This window comes from Pseudomonas citronellolis, assembly GCF_001586155.1.
In the GTDB taxonomy this organism is placed as follows: Bacteria; Pseudomonadota; Gammaproteobacteria; order Pseudomonadales; family Pseudomonadaceae; genus Pseudomonas; species Pseudomonas citronellolis.
This window is the reverse complement of sequence record NZ_CP014158.1, coordinates 1,567,486-1,586,589: the sequence shown is the minus strand read 5'-3', so window position 1 is coordinate 1,586,589 and position 19,104 is coordinate 1,567,486. Positions and strand designations below refer to the sequence as shown.

The 19,104-nt window shown below is 69.9% G+C and carries 21 protein-coding genes; 5 read left to right on the top strand and 16 right to left on the bottom strand.

Going from position 1 to position 19,104, the window contains the following annotated elements:
• The first annotated feature begins 59 nt into the window (after positions 1-59).
• Together PcP3B5_RS07210 and PcP3B5_RS07205 are read left to right on the top strand one after the other, a co-directional pair.
• Positions 60-1,124, top strand: a complete 1,065-nt coding sequence (locus PcP3B5_RS07210; protein WP_061560909.1) for a phosphotransferase — start codon at positions 60-62, stop codon at positions 1,122-1,124.
• Positions 1,121-2,443, top strand: coding sequence for an aspartate aminotransferase family protein (locus PcP3B5_RS07205; protein ID WP_061560908.1), 1,323 nt, complete (start codon positions 1,121-1,123; stop codon positions 2,441-2,443). The genes PcP3B5_RS07210 and PcP3B5_RS07205 overlap by 4 nt, the downstream gene beginning before the upstream one ends.
• A gap of 13 nt (positions 2,444-2,456) precedes the next feature.
• Here PcP3B5_RS07205 and PcP3B5_RS07200 read toward each other — a convergent pair whose 3' ends face one another.
• The 3 genes from PcP3B5_RS07200 to PcP3B5_RS07190 all read right to left on the bottom strand — a co-directional run bounded on the left by PcP3B5_RS07200 (position 2,457) and on the right by PcP3B5_RS07190 (position 4,451).
• Positions 2,457-2,915, bottom strand: a complete 459-nt coding sequence (locus PcP3B5_RS07200; protein WP_061560907.1) for a hypothetical protein — start codon at positions 2,913-2,915, stop codon at positions 2,457-2,459.
• 23 nt (positions 2,916-2,938) lie between these two features.
• The gene (locus PcP3B5_RS07195; RefSeq protein ID WP_058070179.1) at positions 2,939-3,421 is read right to left on the bottom strand and encodes an outer membrane lipoprotein; all 483 of its coding nucleotides are present in this window, start codon (positions 3,419-3,421) and stop codon (positions 2,939-2,941) included.
• 115 nt (positions 3,422-3,536) lie between these two features.
• Positions 3,537-4,451, bottom strand: coding sequence for a LysR family transcriptional regulator (locus PcP3B5_RS07190; RefSeq protein WP_061560906.1), 915 nt, complete (start codon positions 4,449-4,451; stop codon positions 3,537-3,539).
• A 102-nt stretch (positions 4,452-4,553) separates the two neighbouring features.
• Here PcP3B5_RS07190 and PcP3B5_RS07185 point away from each other — a divergent pair, with 102 nt between their 5' ends.
• A complete protein-coding gene (locus tag PcP3B5_RS07185; RefSeq protein WP_061560905.1) occupies positions 4,554-5,153 on the top strand; it encodes a short chain dehydrogenase in 600 nt (199 codons plus the stop codon).
• 316 nt (positions 5,154-5,469) lie between these two features.
• On the opposite strand, the gene PcP3B5_RS07180 is transcribed toward PcP3B5_RS07185, so the two are convergent.
• Positions 5,470-5,868 (bottom strand): DUF488 domain-containing protein, encoded by a 399-nt coding sequence (locus PcP3B5_RS07180; RefSeq protein ID WP_009620653.1) that lies wholly within the window; start codon positions 5,866-5,868, stop codon positions 5,470-5,472.
• Between the two features lie 97 nt (positions 5,869-5,965).
• Between PcP3B5_RS07180 and PcP3B5_RS07175 the strand changes: the two genes are divergently transcribed.
• A complete protein-coding gene (locus PcP3B5_RS07175; protein ID WP_061560904.1) occupies positions 5,966-6,634 on the top strand; it encodes a COG3650 family protein in 669 nt (222 codons plus the stop codon).
• Positions 6,635-6,643: 9 nt separating this feature from the next.
• On the opposite strand, the gene PcP3B5_RS07170 is transcribed toward PcP3B5_RS07175, so the two are convergent.
• From PcP3B5_RS07170 to PcP3B5_RS07130, 9 genes are all read right to left on the bottom strand, one after another.
• Complete coding sequence (locus PcP3B5_RS07170) at positions 6,644-7,741, bottom strand: PLP-dependent cysteine synthase family protein (RefSeq protein WP_061560903.1); 1,098 nt, start codon at positions 7,739-7,741, stop codon at positions 6,644-6,646.
• 19 nt (positions 7,742-7,760) lie between these two features.
• Positions 7,761-8,618, bottom strand: coding sequence for a DMT family transporter (locus PcP3B5_RS07165; protein ID WP_420820166.1), 858 nt, complete (start codon positions 8,616-8,618; stop codon positions 7,761-7,763).
• A 407-nt stretch (positions 8,619-9,025) separates the two neighbouring features.
• Entirely contained in the window at positions 9,026-9,355 is a 330-nt protein-coding gene (locus PcP3B5_RS07160) for a Na+/H+ antiporter subunit G (RefSeq protein ID WP_058488733.1), read from the bottom strand.
• The gene (locus PcP3B5_RS07155) at positions 9,352-9,621 is read right to left on the bottom strand and encodes a K+/H+ antiporter subunit F (RefSeq protein WP_061560901.1); all 270 of its coding nucleotides are present in this window, start codon (positions 9,619-9,621) and stop codon (positions 9,352-9,354) included. Before PcP3B5_RS07155 ends, PcP3B5_RS07160 begins: the two co-directional genes overlap by 4 nt.
• A complete protein-coding gene (locus tag PcP3B5_RS07150) occupies positions 9,606-10,106 on the bottom strand; it encodes a Na+/H+ antiporter subunit E (RefSeq protein ID WP_061560900.1) in 501 nt (166 codons plus the stop codon). Before PcP3B5_RS07150 ends, PcP3B5_RS07155 begins: the two co-directional genes overlap by 16 nt.
• Positions 10,103-11,602: a monovalent cation/H+ antiporter subunit D gene (locus PcP3B5_RS07145; RefSeq protein ID WP_061560899.1), complete on the bottom strand. Its 1,500-nt coding sequence runs from the start codon at positions 11,600-11,602 to the stop codon at positions 10,103-10,105. The genes PcP3B5_RS07150 and PcP3B5_RS07145 overlap by 4 nt, the downstream gene beginning before the upstream one ends.
• Positions 11,599-11,931 carry a Na+/H+ antiporter subunit C gene (locus PcP3B5_RS07140; protein WP_061560898.1) on the bottom strand — a complete coding sequence of 111 codons (333 nt, stop codon included), beginning with the start codon at positions 11,929-11,931 and terminating at the stop codon, positions 11,599-11,601. Before PcP3B5_RS07140 ends, PcP3B5_RS07145 begins: the two co-directional genes overlap by 4 nt.
• The gene (locus PcP3B5_RS07135) at positions 11,931-14,726 is read right to left on the bottom strand and encodes a monovalent cation/H+ antiporter subunit A (protein WP_061560897.1); all 2,796 of its coding nucleotides are present in this window, start codon (positions 14,724-14,726) and stop codon (positions 11,931-11,933) included. The genes PcP3B5_RS07140 and PcP3B5_RS07135 overlap by 1 nt, the downstream gene beginning before the upstream one ends.
• A gap of 214 nt (positions 14,727-14,940) precedes the next feature.
• Positions 14,941-15,405: an outer membrane lipoprotein gene (locus PcP3B5_RS07130; RefSeq protein ID WP_009620666.1), complete on the bottom strand. Its 465-nt coding sequence runs from the start codon at positions 15,403-15,405 to the stop codon at positions 14,941-14,943.
• A 185-nt stretch (positions 15,406-15,590) separates the two neighbouring features.
• On the opposite strand from PcP3B5_RS07130, the gene PcP3B5_RS07125 reads away from it, so the two are divergent.
• Positions 15,591-15,827 carry a hypothetical protein gene (locus PcP3B5_RS07125; RefSeq protein ID WP_009620668.1) on the top strand — a complete coding sequence of 79 codons (237 nt, stop codon included), beginning with the start codon at positions 15,591-15,593 and terminating at the stop codon, positions 15,825-15,827.
• On the opposite strand, the gene PcP3B5_RS07120 is transcribed toward PcP3B5_RS07125, so the two are convergent.
• The 3 genes from PcP3B5_RS07120 to PcP3B5_RS07110 form a co-directional block, all read right to left on the bottom strand.
• On the bottom strand, positions 15,812-16,951 hold the full coding sequence (locus PcP3B5_RS07120) for a glycerate kinase (protein ID WP_061560896.1): 1,140 nt from the start codon (positions 16,949-16,951) through the stop codon (positions 15,812-15,814). The genes PcP3B5_RS07125 and PcP3B5_RS07120 overlap by 16 nt on opposite strands.
• Before the next feature lie 401 nt (positions 16,952-17,352).
• A complete protein-coding gene (gene pdxH, locus PcP3B5_RS07115; RefSeq protein ID WP_058488727.1) occupies positions 17,353-18,000 on the bottom strand; it encodes a pyridoxamine 5'-phosphate oxidase in 648 nt (215 codons plus the stop codon).
• Positions 18,001-18,083: 83 nt separating this feature from the next.
• On the bottom strand, positions 18,084-18,872 hold the full coding sequence (locus PcP3B5_RS07110) for an OmpA family protein (protein WP_061560895.1): 789 nt from the start codon (positions 18,870-18,872) through the stop codon (positions 18,084-18,086).
• Between the last annotated feature and the right edge of the window lie 232 nt (positions 18,873-19,104).

The following is a 19,104-nucleotide window of genomic DNA, read 5'->3' as shown; positions in this document are numbered from 1 at the left end:
TTTAATGGCCGCCAGCCCCACAAGAACGACAAGCACGACAAGAACCGGAGCCCCCGCGCATGCCGCTGACCGCCCTCGCCCACGATCCCCTGCTGGAAGCCGCGCCCGCCCAGGTCACGCCGGACCAGGCCGCGGCCATCGCCCGCGACTGCTTCGGCCTGGAAGGCCCGCTGCAACGCCTGGCCGGGGAGCGCGACCTGAACTTCCAGATCGGCGCCCACGACAGCGCCAGCCGCCTGCTCAAGCTGTCCCACCCGCTGGAGGACCCGCAGGTGGTGGACTTCCACAACCGCGCCCTGCTGCGCGTCCAGCAGGCCGACCCGAACCTGCCGGTGCAGCGCGTCTATCCGGCCCTCGACGGCCAGTACCAGACCTGGGTGGAAGTGGACGGCCAGCGCATGCTGGCGCGGCTGATGTCCTTCGTCGAAGGCCTGCCGCTGCACCGCGTGCCCCAGCGCTCGACGGCGCTGCGGCGCAACCTGGGCGAAGCCCTGGCGCGCCTGGACCTGGCCCTGCACGGCTACCAGCACCCGGCCTCCGGCCACGAACTGCTCTGGGACCTGCAGCACGCCCAGCGCCTGCGCCCGCTGCTGCGGCACATCGACGACGGCGAGCTGCGCGGCCTGGTCGAACGCGCCCTGGACAACTTCGAGGAACACGCGCTGCCGCGCCTGCCGACGCTGCGCGCCCAGGTGATCCACAACGACCTCAACCCGCACAACGTGATAGTCGACGCCGCGCACCCCGAGCGGCTGCGCAACATCCTCGACTTCGGCGACATGGTCCACGCCCCGCTGGTCAACGACCTCGGCGTGGCCGCCGCCTACCAGCTGGGCAGCGAGGGTGACGTGCTCGCCCCGGCCCTGGAATTCATCGCCGCCTATCACGCGCGCAACCCGCTGCTGGAGGCCGAGCAGGACATTCTCTGCGACCTCATGGCCACCCGCCTGGTGCTCACCCTGGGCATCACCGCCTGGCGCGCCAGCCTGCACCCGGAGAACCGCGACTACATCCTGCGCAACGCCCGCCAGGCCCGCGCCAGCCTGCAGGGCCTGGCCGGGCTGTCCCGATCCGAGGCGCGCGAACGCATCGCCCGCGCCTGCCACGAGGAGTCCCCCGCATGACCATGACCAATGGCTACAGCCCGGCCGACGCCGAGCGCCTGAGCGACAAGGAACGCAGCCTGATCGAGCGCCGCGAGCGCCTGCTCGGCCCGGCCTACCGGCTGTTCTACGAGCGCCCGCTGCACACCGTGCGCGGCGAGGGCGTGTGGCTCTACGACGAGCAGGGCCGGCGCTACCTCGACGCCTACAACAACGTCGCCTCGGTCGGCCACTGTCACCCGCGGGTGGTCGAGGCCATCGCCCGCCAGGCGGCGGTGCTGAACACTCACACGCGCTACCTGCAGGAAGGCATCCTCGACTACGCCGAGGACCTGCTGTCCACCTTCCCTGCCGAACTCGGCCAGGTGATGTTCACCTGCACCGGCAGCGAGGCCAACGACCTGGCCCTGCGCATCGCCCGCCACCACACCGGCGGCAGCGGGGTGATCGTCACCCGCTTCGCCTACCACGGCGTCACCGGCGACATTTCCGAACTCTCGCCGGCATTGGGCAGCGGCATCACCCTGCCCGCCCACGCGCGCACCGTGCGCGCGCCGGACGCCTACCGCCTGGGCGCGGAGAACGTCGCCCGCCTGCTCGCCGAGGACGTGCGCGCCGCTATCGCCGACCTGCGCGCCAACGGCATCGAGCCCGCCGCGCTGCTGGTGGATGGCATCTTCGCCAGCGACGGCGTGTTCGCGGGTCCCATCGGCGTCCTCGCCGAGGCGGTGGCCGTGGCCCGCAGCGAAGGCCTGCTCTACATCGCCGACGAAGTGCAGAGCGGCTTCGCCCGCACCGGCGAACGCATGTGGGGCTTCCAGCGCCACGGCGTGCAGCCGGACCTGGTCACCCTGGGCAAGCCCATGGGCAACGGCCAGCCCATCGCCGGCGTGGTGGCGCGCCCCGAGGTGCTGGAAAGCTTCGGCCGCAGCGTGCGCTACTTCAACACCTTCGGCGGCAACCCGGTGAGCTGCGCCGCCGGCCAGGCGGTGCTCGACGTGATCCGCGACGAAGGCCTGCAGCAACGCTCGGAACGGCTCGGCAACTACCTGCGCGAAGGCTTCCAGCGCCTGGCCCAGCGCCACGAACTGATCGGCGACGTGCGCGGCGCCGGGCTGTTCCTCGGCGTGGAGCTGGTCGCCGACCGCGCCAGCAAGGCCCCGGCCGCCGCGCAGACGCGCCGGGTGGTCAACGCCATGCGCGAGCGCGGCGTGCTGATCAGCGCCGCCGGCCCGCAGGAGAACATCCTCAAGATCCGCCCGCTGCTGGCCTTCGAGCAGGAACACGCCGACCTGCTGATCGACACCCTGGACGCCGCCCTGGCCGAAACCGCCGGCTGAACGGGGCGCGCCGCTACAGGTGCACCCCGAGGTTGAGCATCCCGGCCGAGTTGCCCAGCACCACGAACTCGCTGGCGAAGCGGCCGACCTGGGCGCCGACCGAGGGGATGACGGCCGGCGCCACGCCGTAGCGGTTGAGCGGGATCTTGTCGCGGTACTCGCCGCGGTAGCCCTGGATGGCGCCGCCGGTGACCTTGAAGTAGAACGGCGAGTCGTCCAGGTCGAAACGCTTGCCGGCGTAGACGTAGTTGGAGCGCTGGCGGAACGAATTGCGGAAGGTCGCGCCGCCCCACACCCAGCCATCGGCGCGGTTGCGCTCGACACCGATCAGGTCCTGGTGGTTGTTGTGTTGCGGGTCGTGGTTCCAGTGCCGGGTGAGCACGCTGGTCTGCAGGTACCAGGAATCGCCCTCGCCGGCCCAGGCGACGGGCGCCAGCAGCAACGCCGCCAGCAGGATGAGCGCCTTGTTCATGACTGTGCCTCCTGCACGGCGGCTCAGAGCGTCACGCGGCTGGCGCCGTTGACGCTCATGATGCGAACGCGGTCGCCAACGCGGAAGCGCTGGCCGGCATCCACTGCCTGGACGTAGGCGCGGGACATGCCGTCGTCCTCGCGGACCACGATTTCCACGCCCTGGGTACGCGTCAGGCCCTCTTCCAGCGCCGAGCCGGCGGCCCCACCGGCGACGCCGCCGAGGACGGTGGCGATGGCGGCGCCACGGCCACCCCCGATGCCGCTGCCGGCGATACCGCCGACGGCGGCGCCGGCCAGGGTGCCGATCGGTGTCCTGGTACCTTCGATCTGCACCGCGCGCAGGGATTCGATGGTGCCCATGCGCACGCTCTGCACCGCGCGGGCATCGGCGCGGGAATAGCTGCTGCCGGACAGGTTCGAGGCACAGCCGGACAGCACCAGGGCGCTGCCGACGAAGGCGGCGAGCAGCAGGGAGCGGGAGGCTTTCGGGGTCGGGGTTTTCATGCTCAGGTCCTCGCGGACGGTCACTAAGGGAATGGACAAAGCCTATTCCCTCGTCACTGAACCCCCCCTGAACCCCAGCTGAACCCGCACTGAACGAAGCTGAACGAAGCCGTTTTCAGCCCTGCAATTGCAGCAGGCGCTGGCGGGCGCGCTCGAACCAGGCCAGCAGATAGTCCACCAGCAACTGCGTGCGCCGCGGCAGCCCGCCCTGGTACGGGTGCACCAGGAACACCGGCGTGCTGCGCGTCTGGTAGTCGCGCAGCAGCCAGCGCAGGCGGCCGTCGGCCAGTTCGTCCTGTAGCATGTAGGACGGCAGCCGGGCGATGCCGACGCCGGCCAGCGCCGCCTTCTTCAGCAGGGTGTAGTGGTTGCTCGCCAGCACCCCGCCGACCTCCACGCGGAACAGCTCGTGCTGGCGCTGGTACAGCCACGGGCCAGGGCCCGGGTAGTGGGTGTTGAGCAGGCAGTTGTGCCCGGCCAGGTCCGCCGGCCGCTGCGGCTCGCCGTGGGCGGCGAGGTATGCCGGGGTGGCGCAGGTCAGCTCCTGCAGGGCGAACAACGGATGCGCCACCAGGCGCTCGTCGCCGCCGACGCCGGAGCGGATCGCCAGGTCGAAGCCGTCGGCCACCAGGTCGCGGCGCTCGTTGGCCAGGTCCAGTTCCAGGCGGATGCCCGGATGGCTGCGGGAGAACTCCACCAGCCAGGCGTCGAAGAAGGTCTCGCCGAGGGACACCGGCACGCTCATGCGCACCGTGCCGCGCGCCTCCTCCTGCAACCGCGCCACCGCCTGCCGCGCCCGCGCCGCCTGGGCGTTGAGCGCCTGGGCCTCGGGCAGCAGGGCCTGGCCGGCGGCGGTCAGCGCCAGGCTCCGCGTCGTGCGGTGCAGCAGGGTCACGCCCAGGGCCTGCTCCAGGGCGCTGATGCGCTTGGACAACTGCCCCTTGCTGCAACCCAGGCGCTCGGCGGCGCGGGTGAAGCTGCCGCATTCCAGCAACACGGCGAAAGCCGAGAGATCTTCCAGTTCGCCCATGATTGTTTCCCCACGAAAACGCCGGGTTGCCGATTACCCCGGTTATCCCAACAAAATACGTCCCTAGACTGGCTCCGTCACCCACCCACTCCCGGAGTCAGCATGAAGATCATCCTCGTCGGCGCCAGCGGCACCCTCGGCCAGGCCGTGGCCAGCGAACTGGGCCAGCGCCATGAAATCGTCCGCGTCGGCCGCAGCAGCGGCGACCTGCGGGTGGACATCACCGACAGCGCCTCGATCCGCACCCTGTTCGAGCAGGTGGGTCCCTTCGACGCCCTGGTCAGCGCCACCGGCAAGGTGCACTTCGCCCCGCTCGCCGAGATGGGCGAAGCCGAGTACGCCGTCGGCCTGAAGGACAAGCTGATGGGCCAGGTCAACCTGGTGCTGATCGGCAGCCGCTACGCCAACGACGGCGCATCCTTCACCCTGACCACCGGCATCCTCAGCGAGGAGCCGATCCGCCAGGGCAGCTCGGCGACCCTGGTCAACGCGGCGGTGGAAGGCTTCGTGCGCAGCGCCGCCATCGAACTGCCGCGCGGGCAGCGGATCAATGCGGTGAGCCCGAATGTGCTGGTGGAGTCGATGGCTGGCTACGGGCCGTTCTTCCGCGGCTTCAAGCCGGTGCCGGCGGCGGATGCGGCGCTGGGGTTCGCGCGGAGTGTGGAAGGGGCGGAGACGGGGCGGGTCTACAAGGTTTGGTGAGTGTGGGGCGGCTGGCTACTTGCTACTTGTAGGAGCGAGGGGGACGCCTAGTTCTTGCTCGCGAATCCTCAAGAGCGCCCTCTCCCTAGCCCTCTCCCTAAAGGGAGAGGGGACCGTTGGGCAGACACGGATGTTCTGGAGTTAGCCGGTAACACCGAAAGCTACCGGCTGAAACCTGACCCTCTCTCGGCACGGACAAGCCCCCTCTCCCTTCAGGGAGAGGGTTGGGGAGAGGGGACGGCGTCAACCCCAAACACCGAAGCCACCGGATAACTCCGTTCGCGAGCAAGCTCGTTCCTACGAAAAGCCAACCCCCTCACTCCTTCTTCCCCGCATAGCAAACCGGCGAACTCCCCTCCCCCACCCTTTCCATCTCGTCCTCCAGAAACTCCGCCAACACCCGCGCATTGTTGTGCTCGGTATCCTTCGCGCCATAGAGCAACGTCAGGTCGCCCTTGCCGGCGATCCCCAGCAGCTTCCACCAGTGCTCCGGGTGCGCCGCCAGTTCGGCGTGGTAGGCGCGGCGGAATTCCTCGAACAGGCCGGGATCGTGGTGGAAGCGCTGGCGCAGCTCGGTGGACGGCGCCACATCCTTGAGCCATTCGTCCATGTGCAGTTCTTCCTTGCTGATGCCCCTGGGCCAGAGCCGGTCCACCAGGACCCGGTAGCCGTCCTCCGCGGCCGGGGCCTCGTAGGCGCGCTTGTAGCGAATCATCGGATGCCTCCTTTTGCGACTGTCCCTACCACTGTAGCCCTTGAGCCGGTGCCATTGGCTCGGTAACGTGGGCGCATTTTTCCGGGAGCCCTATCTCATGCGTCAAGCCCGCCTCTTCCTCTATGCCCTGCTGCCCCTGTTCGCCGCCTGCCAGGTGTGGAAGCCCGAGCCCACCCGCCTGGATGCGCCGACGCGGGTACAGGGCGAAGTCACCCGCGAGGACGGCGGCCTGGTGCTGCGGCCGTGCAACGAGCAGCGCCGCTTCAACCTGGTGGACGGCGCCGACAGCGCCGTGGCCCGCGAGTCCCGCGACCTGTTCGCCGACGGCGCCGGCAAGCTGTTCATCGACGCCCGCGGCGCCTATTCCGGCGGCCAGGCCAGCAACACCGACGGCAAGTTCGAGGTGCGCTCGCTGTACCGCCTGCAGAACGAGGGCCACGGCTGCGACGACCCCAACTTCAGGCAGACCATCGTCCAGGCCGGCGGCAACGAGCCGGGCTGGAGCGTGATGGTCAACGCCCAGGGCCTGCTGCTGCAGCGCCCGGGGCAGCCGGACCAGGTGCTGCCCTACGTGGTGGAAAGCGTGCCCGGCGGCAGCAGCAGCTATTCCACCGAGGCCAACGGCGAGAGGCTGGAGCTGTGGGTGGCCCCGGCGCGCTGCGTCAACAGCATGAGCGGCGCGGTGAACAACCTCACCGCCGAGCTGCGCCTGGACGACAAGGTCATGCGGGGCTGCGCCTACCCCGGCGCCGCCTACCAGGAATAAACCGGCCCGTCACAAGCCCAGCGCCGGCAACGCCTCCGGCAGTGCGCTGCCCTGCTCCACGCAGGCGCGCACCGCGTCGATCAGCGGCTCCAGCTGGAAGCCCTGCTGGATCAGCCACAGCGGCTCGTAGTAGCTGGTCGCGTAGCGTTCGCCGCCATCGCAGAGGATCGCCACGATCGAGCCGGACTCGCCGCGCGCGAGCATGCTCCGCGCCGCCAGCAGCGCGCCCACCAGGTTGGTCCCGCTGGAGCCGCCGACGCGCCGGCCCAGGCGCTGCGCCAGGTAGTGCATGGCCGCCAGCGACCAGGCGTCGGGCACCTTGACCATGGCGTCGAGCACCGCCGGCAGGAAGGACGCCTCCACCCGTGGCCGGCCGATGCCCTCGATGCGCGAGCCGCAGTCCAGGGTCAGGCTGCGGTCGCCGGTGCGGTAGGCATCGAAGAACACCGAGCGCTCGGCGTCGGCGCAAAGCACGCGGGTCTGGTGCCGACGGTAGCGGGCGAAGCGCCCGAGGGTGGCCAGGGTGCCGCCGGTGCCGGGGCTGGAGACCAGCCAGGCCGGCTCGGGAAAGCGCTCGTGGCGCAGCTGCTGGAAGATCGATTCGGCGATGTTGTTGTTCGCCCGCCAGTCGGTGGCGCGCTCGGCGTAGGTGAACTGGTCCATGAAGTGCCCGCCGCTCTCGCGGGCCAGGCGCTCGGATTCGGCGTAGATCTGCGTGGGGTCGTCCACCAGGTGGCTGCGGCCGCCGTAGAAGGCGATCTGGGCGATCTTCTCCTTCGAGGTGCTGGCCGGCACCACGGCGATGAAGGGCAGCCCCAGCAGGCGCGCGAAGTAGGCCTCGGAGATCGCCGTGGAGCCGCTGGAAGCCTCGATCACCGGCGCCCCCGGCTTCAGCCAGCCGTTGCACAGCGCGTAGAGGAACAGCGAGCGCGCCAGGCGGTGCTTGAGGCTGCCGGTGGGGTGGCTGGACTCGTCCTTGAAGTACAGGTCGATGCCGGGCAGGCCCGGCGCCTCCAGGGGGATCAGGTGGGTGTCGGCGCTGCGCTGGAAGTCCGCCTCGATGATGCGGATGGCTTCGCGGGTCCAGTCACGGATGTCGATGGACATGGGGCGGTTCCTCGTTCGGTCAGTCGAGCACCCCGGCGGGCGCGGGCGTGGCGCTGCGCCACTGGCTGAGGGCGACGCCGGCGAATACCAGGCCGGCGGCCAGCAACTGCTGGCCGTTCAGGCGCTCGCCCAGCAGCAGCCAGGCGAACACCAGGGTGAACACCGGGATCAGGTTGATGAAGCCGGTGGCCTGGCTCGCCGGCAGCCGGCTGACGCCGAAGTTGTACAGGCCGTAGGCGCCGACGGTGACCACGCTGCCCAGGTAGACCAGGGCGAACAGCCCCTGGCCGCTGGGCGCCGGCGGCACGCCGGAGCTGAGGGCAGCCAGGGGCAGGAAGAACACCGAGCCGATGAAGGCCTGCATGGCGGTCAGGATGAACGGCGAGTAGCGCGCCGACAGGTGCTTGAGCAGCAGGGTGTAGCCGGTGGCGCAGACCATCGCCAGCAGCTCGAAGAAGTTGCCCAGCAGCGGCTGCGGCGCATGCCGGTCGGGCTCGCCGGCGAGGGTCAGCCAGAGCGCGCCGAGCACCGCCAGGGCGAAGCCGGCCCAGGTGTTGCGGGCGATGCGCTCGTGCAGCAGGAGGAAGGCGCCGACCGCCACCAGCAACGGCAGCAGCGCGGTGATCATCCCGGCCTGGGCGGCGCTGGTGTACTGCAGCGCGAAGGATTCACAGACGAAGTACAGGCACGGCTCGCACACCGCCAGGCCCACCAGGTACTTCCAGTCGCCCGCCTGGTAGTCCATCCGCCCGCGCCAGCGCCAGGCGGCCAGGAAGATCAGGCTGCCGATGGCCATGCGCGCGAAGATCACCCACATCGCCGGCCATTCGGCGAAGGCCAGTTTCAGCGCGATGAAGGAACTGCCCCACAGCGCCATGGCCAGGACCAGGCATGCCAGGGCGAAGGGCCGGGACTGCTGCACGGGACGCTCCAGGAAATGAATCCCCGCAGTATAGAAGCGCGCCGCGGGTAGCCGACAGGCACAGCGCCGGGGGAAAACTGTAATGGCCTGCGCCAGCGTCTCTCCCGCCCGTAGGCGCGGACTCCGTCCGCGATTTCGCGCGCAGGGCGCGCTCCTACAGGGAATGGCGTGGGTGGGGCAGCGTAGGCGGATCTCATCGCCGGAACCTCCGGCTATCGCGGACAAGGTCCGCTCCTACCCTCTCCGGCAAGCACGAGACCCGTAGGATGGTGTTGAGCGAAGCGATACCCATCAGCGCAACCGCATGGGTTTCGCCAAGGCTCAACCCATCCTACGAAGAGCACCCCGGCGCAGCCGAAGCCCTACTCCCAGGGCTCCCCGCGGGTACGCGGGGTGCGCGGCAGGCGCGCCTGCATGGCGGCCTTGGCCAGCAGGTGGGCGCTGACCGGCGCGGTGATGAACAGGAACAGGGTGATCAGCACCTCGTGCAGGCTCACACCGTTGCCGCTGGTGCTGAAGTACAGCAGCGAACCCAGCGCCACGCCGCCCACGCCGAGGGTCGAGGCCTTGGTCGGCGCGTGCAGGCGCGTGTAGAAGTCCGGCAGGCGGTACAGGCCCACGGCGCCGAGCAGGGCGAACAGGCTGCCGCCCAGCAACAGCACGCTGACGAGGATTTCCACGAACAGGTTCATTCGATGATGTCTCCACGCAGCAGGAACTTGCACAGCGCCACGGTGCTGACGAAGCCCATCACCGCGATCAGCAGCGCCGCCTCGAAGTACAGGCGGCTGCCGCTCCACAGGCCGTACAGCAGGATCAGCGCGATGGCCTCCACCGAGAGGGTGTCCAGCGCCAGGATACGGTCGGCCGCGCTCGGCCCGCGCACCAGGCGCGCCACCGTCAGCAGCAGGGCCAGGGCGATCAGCGCCAGGCACAGCGGGATCACGTAGGCGAGCATTCGAACACCTCCTTCAGCGGCGCCTCGTAGCGCGCCTTGATGTCCGCCACCAGGGCCTGCGGGTCGGGCACGTCCAGGCCGTGCACCAGCAGGCTGCGGCGGTCGGCGCTGAGGTCGGCGGAGACGGTGCCGGGGGTCAGGGTGATGACGCTGGCGAGGATGGCGATGGGCAAGTCCTCGCGCAGCTCCAGCGGCACCTCGACGAAGCCCGGCTGCAGCTTGCCGGTGGGCCCGAGCACCAGGCGCGCGACCTGCAGGTTGGCCATGACGATGTCGTACAGCACCAGGCCGATGAAGCGCAGCAGCAGGCCCGGGCGGCGGATGCGCAGCGGCGCCAGCAGCATGTCGCGGCACAGCAGCGGCAAGGCCAGGCCGAGCATGGCGCCGAGCAGCCAGTGGCCGAAGGAGAAGTCGTCGACCAGCAGCACCCAGCCCAGCAGCAGGCACAGGCTGAGCAGCGGATGCGGCAGCAGGCGGCGGATCATGCGCCACCTCCGGCCAGGATCGCCCGGCGATAGAGGTCGACATCCAGCAACTGCTCGGCGGTGGCCTGCAGGTAGGCCTGCAGCGGCTTGGCGAACAACACCAGCAGCACCGCCGAGGCCAGTAGCGCCACCGCAGCCAGCAGGCGCAGCGGGTCACGCTCGGCGTTGCCGAGGACGCTGCGCCCGGTGTTCCAGAACAACGCGCTGCCGGCGCGGCTGAGGGTCACGGTGACCAGCAGGCCGCTGCCCAGCACCACAGCCCACAGCGCCAGCGCCTCGCCGCCGCTGGCCGAACGCAGGATCAGCAGCTTGGCGAAGAAGCCGGAGAACGGCGGCAGGCCGGCCACCGCGATGGCGCCGACGAAGAACAGCGCGCCCAGCAGCTGCGGCTGCAGCAACGCCGGGCCCTGCACCAGTTGCCCGGCCTTGTCGCCGCGCTGGCGGGCGATCAGGTCGGCGAGCAGGAACAGCCCGCCCACCACCCAGGTGCTGTGCAGCAGGTAGAACAACAGCGCCGCCAGGGATTGCGCGGAACCCAGCGCCAGCACCGCCAGCTGGGTGCCGGCGGAAATCACCACCAGGTACGCCAGCAGGCCCTGCAGACGGGTGGCCGCCAACGCCCCGAAGGTGCCGACCAGGATGCCGGCCAGGGCCAGCGGCCACAGCCAGGCCTGGGCCAGGTTGGCCAGCTCGCCGGCGTGGTCGCCGAAGATCAGCGTGTACACCCGCAGGATCGAGTAGATGCCCACCTTGGTCATGATCGAGAACAGCGCCGCCACCGGCGCGCTGGCTTCGGCATAGGCCCGCGGCAGCCAGAAGTACAGCGGCAGCAGCGCCGCCTTGAGGCCGAACACCACCAGCAACAGCAGCGCCGCGGCGCGCACCAGCGGCGCGTCGGCCGCCCCCAGCTGGGCTACGCGGACGGCCATGTCGGCCATGTTCAGGGTGCCGGTGACGCCATAGAGCGTGCCCACGGCGATCAGGAAGAACGCCGAACCCACCAGGTTGAGCACCACGTAGTGCACGCCGGCGCGCACCCGCCCTGCCCCGCCGCCGTGAAGCAGCAACGCGTAGGAGGCGATCAGCAGGATCTCGAAGAACACGAAGAGGTTGAACAGGTCGCCGGTGAGGAAGGCGCCGTTGAGGCCGAGCAGCTGGAACTGGAACAGCGCGTGGAAGTGCTTGCCGCGGCGGTCGTCGCCGCGCAGCGCGTACAGCAAGGCAAAGCTGGCCAGCACCGCGTTGGCCAACAGCATCAGCGCGCTCAGGCGGTCGAGCACCAGGATGATGCCGAACGGCGGCTGCCAGTTGCCCAGGGCGTAGAACTGCACCTGGCCGCCGGCAGCCTGTTGCAGTAGCAGCGCGGCCAGCGGCAGCAGCGCCAGGGTAGCCAGCAGCGAGATGCCCCGCGCGGCGCGCGAGGCGTGCCCGGCGAGCAGCAGCAGGCAGCCGGCGAACAGCGGCAGCAGGACTGGCGCAATCAGCAGGTGATTCATTCGCCCTCCTCCCGCGCCTTGCCGTCGACGTGGTCGTCACCGGTCTCGGCCAGGCCGCGCAGGGCCAGGACGATGACGAAGGCGGTCATGGCGAAGCCGATGACGATGGCGGTCAGCACCAGCGCCTGGGGAATGGGGTCGCCGGGGTTGGCCACCTGGCCCAGCACCGCCGGCTCGCCGGCCAGGCGGCCCATGGCGAAGAGGAACAGGTTCACCGCATAGGAGATCAGGGTCAGGCCCAGCACCACCGGGAAGGTGCGTGCCCGCAGCAGCAGGTACACGCCACTGGCGGTGAGCAGGCCGAGGGTGATGGCGAACAGCGCTTCCATCAGCGGGCCTCCTTGGCCGGCGCCGGCTGCGGCGGCGCGTTCAGCTCGCCGAGGCCGGCGAGGATCAGCAGGGTCGCGCCCACCACCGTGAGGTAGACGCCCAGGTCGAAGAGCATGGCCGTGGCCAGCTCGAACTCGCCCACCAGCGGCAGCTGGAAGTGGCCGAAGGACGAGGTCAGGAAGGGATAGCCGAAGGCCCAGCTGCCCAGCCCGGTGAGGCCGGCGACGAATACGCCCAGGCCGGCCGTGCGCGAGTAGTTCAGCGGCAGGCGGGTATGCACCCAGCGGCTGCCGCAGGCGATGTACTGGAGGATCAGCGCCACCGCGGTGACCAGCCCGGCGATGAAGCCGCCGCCCGGCAGATTGTGCCCGCGCAGGAAGATGAACACCGCCACCAGCAGGGCCAGCGGCAGCAGCAGCCGGGCCAGGGTGGCGAGGATCGGCGGATGGACGTCGGCCGACCAGGCCAGGCCCTCGGCGTCGCGGGCGCGGCGCGGCAGGCGCAGGCCGTCGAGCAGGGCAAAGATGCCCACCGCGGCGATGGCCAGCACGCTGATCTCGCCCAGGGTGTCGAAGCCGCGGAAGTCGACCAGGATGACGTTCACCACGTTGTGCCCGCCGCCGCCGGAAACGCTGTGCTGCAGGTAGTAGCCGGCGATGCTGTCGTAGGGCCGGCTGAACACCGCGTAGGCCAGCAGCGCCACCATCACGCCGCAGGCCAGCGCCACCAGGAAGTCACGCAGGCCACGCAGGCTGCTGCTTTCCTTCGGCGTGCGCTGCGGCAGGTAGTAGAGCGCGAGCATCAGCAGCACCATGGTCACCACTTCCACCGCCAACTGCGTCAGCGCCAGGTCCGGCGCGGCGAAGCGGGCGAAGGCCAGGGCCACCAGCAGCCCGGCGATGCTCAGCAGCACCAGCGCCACCAGGCGCTGGCGGTGGAACACCATGGTCAGCGGCCCGGCCAGGGCCAGCAGCGCCAGGCACAGGGCGGTGACGGCGTCGACCTCGACGAAGGCGCGGCTGCCGGCCAGCGCGGGCAGGCCCGCCAGGCCGGCGCAGACCACCACCACCGCGGCCAGCAGCAGCCAGAGCACGTAGCGCTGCAGCGAGCCGTTCTCCAGCAGCCCGGTGAGCCCACTGGAGAAGCGCACCAGGCGTTGCACCTGCGCCTCGAACACCGCCTTGGCGTCCACCGCCGGCAGGCCGGCGAACCAGGCGAACAGCGGCTGCCGTTGCAGGTACAGGGCGATGCCGCCGACCAGCGCGATCAGGCTCATCGCCAGCGGCGCGTTGAAGCCGTGCCAGATCGCCAGGCTGTAGGCCGGCAGCGCGCCGTTCAGGCTCGCCGAGGCGGCCGCCGACAGCAGCGGCGCCACCGTCCAGGCCGGGGCCATGCCCACCAGCAGGCACAGGCCCACCAGCACCTCCACCGGCACCTTCATGTAGCGCGGCGGCTCGTGGGGCGTCTTCGGCAGGTCGACCGGCTCGCCGTTGAAGAACACGTCGTGGATGAAGCGCACCGAATAGGCCACCGAGAACAGCGTGGCCACGGTGGCGAGGGTCGGGATCAGCCAGTTGAAGGCGCCGGCCATGTTCTGCGAGAGGGTCTCGCCGAAGAACATCTCCTTGCTGAGGAAGCCGTTGAGCAGCGGCACCCCGGCCATGGACGCCGAGGCCACCATGGCCAGCACCGCGGTGTGCGGCATGTACTTCCACAGGCCGTTGATGCGGCGCATGTCGCGGCTGCCGGTCTCGTGGTCGATGATGCCGGCGGCCATGAACAGCGAGGCCTTGAAGGTGGCGTGGTTGATGATGTGGAAGATCGCCGCGACGTTGGCCATGGGCGAATCCAGGCCGAACAGCAGGGTGATCAGGCCCAGGTGGCTGATGGTCGAGTAGGCCAGCAGGCCCTTGAGGTCGTTCTGGAACAGCGCCAGGAAGGCGCCCAGCAGCAGGGTCGCCAGGCCCGTCAGGCCGACCAGGTAGAACCACAGGTCGTTGCCGGCCAGCGCCGGGTACAGGCGCGCCAGCAGGAACACCCCGGCCTTGACCATGGTCGCCGAGTGCAGGTAGGCCGACACCGGCGTGGGCGCCGCCATGGCGTGGGGCAGCCAGAAGTGGAAGGGGAACTGCGCCGACTTGGTGAACACGCCCAGCAGCACCAGCACCAGGATCAGCGGGAACAGCGCGCTGGCCTGCAGCACCTGGCGCGCGGCGAGCACGTCGCTCAGCTCGAAGCTGCCCACCACCTGGCCGATCAGCAGGATGCCGGCGAGCAGCGCCAGGCCCCCGCCGCCGGTGACCGCCAGGGCCATGCGCGCGCCGCGGCGGGCGTCGGAGCGGTGGCTCCAGAAGCCGATGAGCAGGAACGACGACAGGCTGGTGAGCTCCCAGAACACCAGCATCAGCAGCAGGTTCTCGCTGAGCACCACGCCGAGCATGGAGCCCATGAACAGCAGCAGGAAGCCGTAGAAGCGCCCGGTGGGCTCACGCTCGGAGAGGTAGTAGCGGGCGTAGAGGATCACCAGCAGGCCGATGCCGAGGATCAGCAGGGCGAACAGGAAGCCCAGGCCGTCCAGGCGCAGGCTGAGGTTCAGGCCCAGCTCCGGCAGCCAGTCGTAGCGCGCCAGCAGGCGCTCGCCGCCGAGCACGCCGCGCTGGCCGAACAGAATCCCCAGGCCCAGCAAGGGCGCGACGGCCGCCGCCGCGGCGCAGGCGTTGCGGCCCAGGCGCTCGAACAGCGCCGGCAGGCAACAGCCCAGGAAAGGCAGCGCGATCAACAGCGCCAGCATCATCACCTTCTCCTTAATCCTTCAGACATGGCTGACTTACCAGGAAAGCCATGGAACCGGGCGATTATCCATATCTATCGAATGCGCGTCTTGGATAGAACTATTACGAAAGGCTGGGCGCGGGAAAAAGCGCTACCCGGAAACGATAGCGCGCGACACCGGAAACCGGTGTCGCGCGCCAGGAAAGGCTGCCGCCCGGGTGGGCGGAGCAGGCCGATCAGTGGGAAACGCGGCTGGTGCCGTTGACGGTCAGGATGCGCACGCGCTCGCCGACGCGGAAGATGGCGCCCTGGTCGACTTCCTGCACGTAGGCGCGGGAGCTGCCGTCGTCTTCGCGGACGGTGATCTCCACGCCCTGGGTGCGCGTCAGGCCCTCTTCGGTGGCCGCGCCCAGCAGGCCGCCGGCCACGGCGCCGATGATGGCGGTCACGTAGCTGCCCTTGCCGCCGCCGATGGCGCTGCCGCCGATGCCGCCCACGGCGGCGCCCGCCGCGGCGCCGATCGGCGTCTTGGTGCCCTCGATCTTCACCGGACGCAGGGCTTCGATGGTGCCCCAGCGCACGTTCTGCACGGTGCGGGCCTCGTCACGGCTGTAGGTGTCGCCGGTCAGGCTGGACTGGCAGCCGCCGAGGGCCAGGGCCACTGCAGTGAAACCGGCGAGCAGGAAGGCGGATTTACGCATACGGGAACCTCCGGATAGATATGTGAATATTAGACTCTGCCGCGCCACTTGCTGTCACGCCGGCCAGGTCAAAGTTTTCGTTCGATTCAGCCGCCGTACAGCTTCGTCCTACAGCTGCGGCAAAAGCGCGCGTTCATTCCCCCATCCCGCCTGGGGTAAGGTCAGCATCCCCACGAGGAAGGCCCATGGACTACTTCATCATCGTCGTCACCACCGCCGCCGGCCTGTACTTCCACTGGTGGCTGTTCGTGCGCATCCGCCGCTGGATGGACCGCGACCTGGCTCTGTCGCTGGCCGGCGACGACCCGCACAAGCGCGAGTACCTGCTGCAGTGCCTGCAACTGGCCCGCGACGAAGGCGTGTCGCGCAGCGAGCTGCCGGCCTGGCTACAGCGCGCCGCCGACGACTACCGCGCCGGCTGAGCCAGGCTCCACAGGCGCGCCAGTTCTTCGGCGCGCGCCTCGAGCTCGCCCGCGGCGCCGGCCATGGCCTCGGCCAGGCTGATCGGCCCCGGGACCAGGCTGAAGGCCGCGGCGATGCCCGCCTCGTGCAGGCGGCCATAGCCCTTGCCCAGGCTGCCGGCCAGGGCGATCAACGGAACCCCTGCCTCCCGTGCCAGCCGAGCCACGCCGATGGGCGTCTTGCCGTGCAGGCTCTGCTCGTCCAGGCGGCCTTCGCCGGTGATCGCCAGGTCCGCGCCCTGCAGCGCCTCGGCGAGGCCGGAAACCTCGGCCACCAGTTCCACGCCGGGACGAAAGCGCGCCTTGAGGAAGGCCCGTGCGGCGAAGCCCAGGCCACCCGCCGCACCGACGCCGGGGAACAGGCTGTGGTCCTGGCCCAGGGTGCGCGCGGCGACTTCGGCGTAGCGCGCCAACGCGGCATCGAGCTGGCGGACCTGCTCGGGGCTGGCGCCCTTCTGCGGGCCGAACACCGCCGAGGCGCCCTGCTCGCCGCACAGCGGATTGTTCACGTCGGCGGCGACTTCCACTTCGACCCCGGCCAGGCGCGGGTCCAGGCTCGCCAGGTCGATCGCGTGCAGTCCTGCCAGCGCCGCGCCGCCGTCGCCCAGGGGCTCGCCGCGTTCGTCGAGGAAGCGCACGCCCAGCGCCTGCAGCAGGCCCATGCCGCCGTCGTTGGTGGCGCTGCCGCCGAGCCCGAGGATGATCTTGCGCGCGCCGGCCTCCAGCGCCGCGCGGATCAGCTCGCCGGTGCCGTAGCTGGTGGTGCGGGTGGCGTCGCGCTGCTGCGGGGCGACCCAGTGCAGACCGCTGGCGGCGGCCATCTCGATCACCGCGGCGCCCTCCTCCAGCCAGCCCCAGTGAGCCTGTACCGGCGCGCCCAACGGCCCGCGCACCGTACATTCGCGGCGCTCGCCGCCGGTGGCCGCCAGCACCGCATCCACGGTGCCCTCGCCGCCATCGGCCATGGGCCGCAGCAGGATCTCGTCGAGCGACCGCGCCCGCAACCAGCCCCGCGCGATGGCGGCGGCGACCTCGGGGGCGGACAGGCTTTCCTTGAAGGAGTCGGGGGCGATGACGAGTTTCATGGGTGGGTCCGTGGGCAAGGCGAGAGGAGGAATCCTACACCGCATTACCCAGGGTTTCCCCGTAGGGCGCATAACGCCTACGGCGTTATCCGCCGCTTGACCTTGGCCGTATCCCACTCGGACTCATGCCGGAGCGCTCTTCGTAGGATCGAGGGGGACGCCTAGTTCTTGCTCGCGAATGAGCCCCCCAGCGGAGTCTGTTCGCGAGCAAGCTCGCTCCTACGAGAAGCCGTGCCCGCCGGGCCCTGCCCGCGAATCGCGCGCAGGGCGCGCTCCTACATGGAAGGGCGCGGAGCTTTGTACGAGCCGCCGTAGGATGGCGTTGAGCGAAGCGATACCCATCACCGTGACCGCATGGGTTTCGCAAGCTCAACCCATCCTACGAAAAGCACCGTGCGGGATCAGGGCGCCAGGCGCTCGCGCTGCCACGCGCCGTCCACCAGGCGGTAGTTCAGGCGGTCGTGCAGGCGGCTCGGGCGGCCCTGCCAGAATTCGATGCGCTGCGGCAGCAGGCGGTAACCGCCCCAGTGGTCAGGGCAGTGCGGGGCGACGTCCATGAAGCGCTTTTCGGTTTCCGCCAGCATCCGCTCCAGTTCCTCGCGGCTGCCGATCACCCGGCTCTGCGGCGAGGCCCAGGCGCCCAGGCGGCTGCCCAGCGGGCGCACGCGGTAGTAGGCGTCGGACTCTTCCGGCGAAACCTTCTCCACCCGGCCTTCGATGCGCACCTGGCGCTCCAGCGCCGGCCAGAAGAAGGTCATGGCCGCGCGCGGGTTGGCCGCCAGTTGGTCGCCCTTGGCGCTGTCGTAGTTGCTGAAGAAGGTGAAGCCGCGGTCGTCCAGCCCCTTGAGCAGGAGCACGCGGCAATGCGGTTGGCCGTCGGCGTCCACCGTGGCCAGGGTCATGGCGTTGGGTTCGACCGGCAACTGCTCGGTCTTCACCGCGTCTTCGAACCATTGCTGGAACAGTACGAAGGGCTCCGCGGGCGCCTGGGCCTCGTTGAGTCCGTCCCGGGTGTATTCGCGGCGCATGTCGGCCAGGGTCTGGGCCATCGTCGTCTCCTCGAAAAAGCCAGTGCATTAGCTTAACCAGTGGCCGGCGAGATTGCTTGACCGGCGACAAGCGCCGCGCTGCTTCAGTTGCTCTGGGCGAGGGCCAGCAGACCGCCACGCGGGGTCAGCATGACTTCGACGCGGCGGTTCTTGGCGCGGCCGGCCTTGGTCTTGTCGTCGGCGATCGGCTGCGCGTCGCCCACGCCCTTGTAGCGCAGGCGGTCGTTGCCCAGGCCGCTCAGGCGGAAGATCGCGGCGATGGCCACGGCGCGCTGCTGGCTGACCTTGTCGTTGGCCGCCTTGTCGCCACTGCTGTCGCTGTGGCCGAGGATGAAGACGCCGGCCTGCGGGTCCTTCTCGACGATCTTGGCGACGTTGGCCAGCGGCGCCAGAGTGATCGGCAGCAACAGTTCCTGGCGCTTGGGATTGAAGGAGCCGTCCACCGGCGCGGTCAGCACCAGGGCGTTGTCACGGCGCTCGACGCTGAACTTGCTGCCGGCCACGGCGGCGCGCACGGCGGCTTCGTGCTGGTCCAGCCAGGCCTTGGTGTCCTGGGCGCTGGGCGCGGCCACCGGGTTTTCCGCCTTGGCCTGGGCCGAGGCGGAATCGCCGAAGGGCCACCACCAGTGGCCGCCGGCGGACTTGTCGGTGGCCGCGTCCACCTGGGCCACCACCGGCTTGGGCACCGCGGCGGGAGCCTTGGTCTCGGCCTGGGCGCTGGCTGCGCTGTTACCGAACGGCCACCACCAGTGGCTGCCGCCGTCGGCCTTGGCCTGGCTGGGCGCCGGCGCGGCGGCGTCCTGGGACTGGAAGTGGCTGCAGGCGCCGAGGGTGACGCAGAGGGTCAGGGTGGAAAGCTTGAGCAGTCTCATGGGCGGACTTCCATTGGACGGTCTTGGGCAACAGGGACGGACACAAGTTAATGTCACGAATCAAGATTCGTACATAACTTACTAAGGGAAATGGGTATTTTGCTCTTCAACTGACGAGCGGTGGAACCCCGGCCGTATCAGCGGGGGAAAAACCGCGACGAAACCCGGCGCGGTTTCCCCATGAAGTCGCCATTCGAGCGGAGCCGCGGCGGAAGGTTCCGCCGCTTCGTCG